The organism is Humidesulfovibrio sp., assembly GCF_035560995.1.
GTDB lineage: Bacteria > Desulfobacterota > Desulfovibrionia > Desulfovibrionales > Desulfovibrionaceae > Humidesulfovibrio.
Map to the genome: position 1 here is coordinate 1 of NZ_DATMYK010000102.1, position 3,678 is coordinate 3,678.

Sequence of the window (3,678 nt, forward strand, 5' to 3'; positions counted from 1 at the left end):
GAAGAAGGCCGCGGTGTCCGCCGCCGCCCCGGCCGCGCCCCTGGTCAAGGTGATATCCAGCCCTGCCGCCCCTTCCTCCGCGCCCGCCATGACGGACCCCAAGGGCGCGCCCAAAGCCTAGGCCGCAGCGCCCGCCCAAGAGAGCAAGCTCCCGCCTCCCGGACAGGACAACCGCCGGGATGCGGGGGGCTTTTTGTCGCGCTGATACTTCCAATAAAATGAAGAGCATTCCGCGGAGTGTGCACGGATGTTCAGCGCAGATTCTTGCGCGTGCACGCTGCATGAATGAAATATTGCGATTGATTGCATGGAGCTGAGGTTCGTGAAAATGTGATCCTGTGGCGCGGCGTTGACAATGTGCGTCGCGTTGCTAATTCTTTATCCTGAACTACAACCATCGCACGGCGTGCATGCCGCTGAAAGGCATGCCTGGTACGCCGTCCCACCGGCCACTGGCCGGAGGCGAAGGAGGAACCCATATGATCGACCGCAGCACCTATGTGAACGCGCTTCTGGATGCGCTGCCCGACGTGGTGAAGGATGCGGAACTCGCGAACCAGATCATCGAGGTGGTGTTCTCCGTGCCCATCAAGGCCCTGGAGAACGGGAACGAGGTGGACCTGCCCGGGCTGGGCGCGCTGTCCATCGACAGAAGCAGGGGTGCGGGCTGCCTCAACTACTCGTCCGCTGGCGCGCACATGCAGTGCGCCGTGCATTAGGAAAAGCCGCAGGCCAGGACGGCAGCCGGGCGCAAACCTGCCGCGCCCGGAGCCGCCGCCCCAAAGGCCAAATACTCTGAGGCCAAATAACCTGATTCGCGGCACCCCGCCTGACCACAACCTGATCGCGATATGATTGCAGAAAAGCCCCGCGCCCCGGCCAAACACCGGAACGCGGGGCTTTTTGCGCCTGTGGATCGAGAGGGCTACGCGGCCCTGGCCTGCCCGCCAAGTCCGTCGTGTCCGCCGCCCTCAGGCCTGTCGTTCGGACCTTCGGCGTGGCCAGCGCCGTGGACGATCTGCGCGTAGATGTCCCAGGTTTTCAGGAAGGCTTGGTCAAAGGAGGTCTGCGCCGCGAACTTGCGCGCCAGGGCGGCCATGTTGGCCAGGCGCCCGCGGTCGAGCATCAGGTCCAGCACGCTCATGGCCAGGGCGCCGGCGTCGTGGGGCGCCACCACAAGCCCGGTGCGGCCGGGCTGCATGGCCTCGCGCGGGCCGCCGGAGCTTGTCACCACCACGGGCAGGCCGCTGGCCTGGGCCTCCAGCACCACGTTGCCGAAGGTGTCCGTGGCCGAGGGGAACACGAAGAGGTCCGCCCCGGCGTAGGCGCTGGTCAGCTCCTCGCCCTGCAGGTAGCCGGTGTAGACCACGGGCAGGTCCGCCGTGGCCGCGCGCATCTCCTCCAGGTAGGGGCCGTCGCCCACCACGATGAGTCGGGCGTCGGGCCTGTGGGCGTGCACCTGGCGGAAGGCCTCGGCCAGCACGTCCAGGCTTTTCTCGCGCGAGACGCGGCCCACGTAGAGGATCTTGAACTGGCGCGCCAGGCCCAGCTCGCCGAAGAAGCGCCCGTCGGACTCCGGCCGGAAGCGGTCTGCGTCCACCCCGCGCGGGTGCACCACGATGCGCTCGGCCCCGATGCCGCGCTCGGTCAGATCCTGGGCCGTGCTGCGGCTGGGGGCGTAGATGGTGTCCATCTGCCCGTAGAACCAGCGCATGTAGCGCCAGGCCGCGTCTTCCATGGCCGGGTCCTCGGTGAACATGCGCACGTACTGCGGAAAGGCCGTGTGGTAGGTGCCGTGCACGGGAATCTTGAGGATGCGCGCGATGGCCAGACCGGCCAGGCCCATGGGGCCGGGGGTGGCGGTCAGGATGCAGTCGAAGTCCTGCTCGGCGCACCAGGCCAGAAGCTTCAGGAAGGGCGGGTAGTGCAGGGTTATTTCCGGGTACTCCGGCAAATGGAATGAGCCCACCGGGGCGAAGCGCGCCGCGCCCTTGCCGAGGTCGTCCTTTGTCAGCCCCTCGCCGCAGGTGACCACCGTCATGTCCTTGCCGTGTTTGCGGGCCAGGGCGATCTGCTGCTGGATGGTGCGGGCCACGCCGTTGACCTCGGCGAAGGTATCGGTGAAGTGCGCGATCTTGAGGCCCGGGGTTCCGGCCCGCGTATCGCTCTGGGCGATGCTCAGCCTGGACGCGTGGCCGAAGCTGTCCAGGCAGCGCCGGGCGAAGGCGCGCTCGCTGGCGAAAAGCTCGCAGGACAGGAAGAAGGGCGCGAGCATGGCGTAAAGCGAACCCGCCTGGGCCACCTCGTGGAACAGGCCGAAGACGTCCGCGCCCTGCACGGCGGTGAGGGTGCGCCCGGCGAAGCGCGCCAGCATGCGGTCCGTGACGCGGGAGACGAACCTGCGCCAGGTTTCTTCCGGCGGGGCGGCGCTCTCGCGGCTGCGCGCGGCGTCCATCATGTTGGCGTCGGCGCGGATGACCTGGCTGGCCTCGGAGAGCAGCATGGCGCTGGTGGCGTTCTTGTCCGCCGCCAGGGAATAGAGCCCCAGGCGGGCGCGGTCGGAAAGGGCGCGCAGCAGGGGCCGCAGACCCTTCTCGCGCGGCGCGGCGGGGTCCAGCAGGGCCTCGGCGAAGCGCACGCAGATGTGGCTCTCCGGCAGGCGGCTTTTGCGGCTCTTGTAGAACTGGTAGGCGATGCCGCAGAGGTTGTGCGCCATGTGCCAGGGCGTGGCCGGTTCGCCCTGCACCTGGCCCGTTCCCGCCGGAATGTTCGCCAGCAGGTTTTCCAGGTTCGCCGGGCCGGGGAAGCGCGTGTGCATGCGCGCGATGCCCAGCGACGAGTGGTCGTCGCTGCCGGCCACCAGGGCCTTTTTCCAGGGCGCGGGGCCGAAGGGCTCGATGCCGTGCTTGTCCGACAGACGGGCGATTGTCTCCGGGGTCAGGCCGTCCACGATGCGCGCCAGGGCCCGGTTCTGGAAGGCGTCGCGCGAGCCGTTCTGCTCCAGGGTGTTGAAGAGCAAAAGCGCCCGCTCGAAGTGCTCCGGGGTCAGCTTGCCGTTGACCGCGAAGAGCGGGTGCGCCAGCACGTGCACGATGCCCTGCCGCCGCAGGTAGGGGACCAGCTCGAAGACGTTCTCGCGCAGGCGCTGGAAGTCCGCGTGCTGGGCCTCGGTGATGTCGTAGGCCAAGACGTGCAGCTTGCAGCGGTCCTCCGGGAAGTAGGTGGTGATCTCCTCGCTGACGAAGGCCCCGGGCAGGTGGGCGATTTCGAGGGAGCCCGCGATGGTGTTGTGGTCGGTGATGGTGACCATGTCCATGCCGCGCGCGCGGGCGATGTCGTAGATCATGCGCGGCCGGGTGAAGCTTTCCGGGCAGCCCATGCGCTGCAGCACCCATTGGGAGGGGCGGGTGGAGTGGCGCGAGTGGACGTGCAGGTCTATTTTGAAGCAGGGACCTTGGCTGGCGCTTCCGGTCATGCGGGCTCCTTCTGGTGTGTGCGTTAGGCGCAGCGGCGGATGGGCGCGCTTTCGCGGTCGGCCTGGCAGTGCACGCACAGCCGCGCCGTGGGGTTGGCGAACAGCCGCGCCGGGGCGATGTCCTCGCCGCAGTCCTCGCAGGCGCCGTAATCGCCCACGTCCATGCGGGCCAGGGCCTCTTCGATCTCCGCGCGGCGGGCCTC

Annotated in this window: 3 protein-coding genes; 1 reads left to right on the forward strand and 2 read right to left on the reverse strand. The window is 68.3% G+C overall.

From position 1 onward, the window contains the following. The first annotated feature begins 479 nt into the window (after window positions 1–479). Complete coding sequence (locus VN419_RS03875) at window positions 480–719, forward strand: hypothetical protein (protein WP_325644636.1); 240 nt, start codon at window positions 480–482, stop codon at window positions 717–719. 206 nt (window positions 720–925) lie between these two features. On the opposite strand, the gene VN419_RS03880 is transcribed toward VN419_RS03875, so the two are convergent. Continuing rightward, a complete protein-coding gene (locus VN419_RS03880) occupies window positions 926–3,475 on the reverse strand; it encodes a glycosyltransferase (protein WP_325644638.1) in 2,550 nt (849 codons plus the stop codon). Window positions 3,476–3,498: 23 nt separating this feature from the next. Further along, window positions 3,499–3,678: TraR/DksA C4-type zinc finger protein (locus tag VN419_RS03885; RefSeq protein WP_325644640.1), on the reverse strand; the 180-nt coding region annotated here is incomplete at its 5' end.

Bases quoted from the DNA above. Each gene is read 5' to 3' on its own strand.
- VN419_RS03875 (WP_325644636.1), top strand. From the start codon at position 480: ATGATCGACCGCAGCACCTATGTGAACGCGCTTCTGGATGCGCTGCCC.
- VN419_RS03880 (WP_325644638.1), bottom strand. From the start codon at position 3,475: ATGACCGGAAGCGCCAGCCAAGGTCCCTGCTTCAAAATAGACCTGCAC.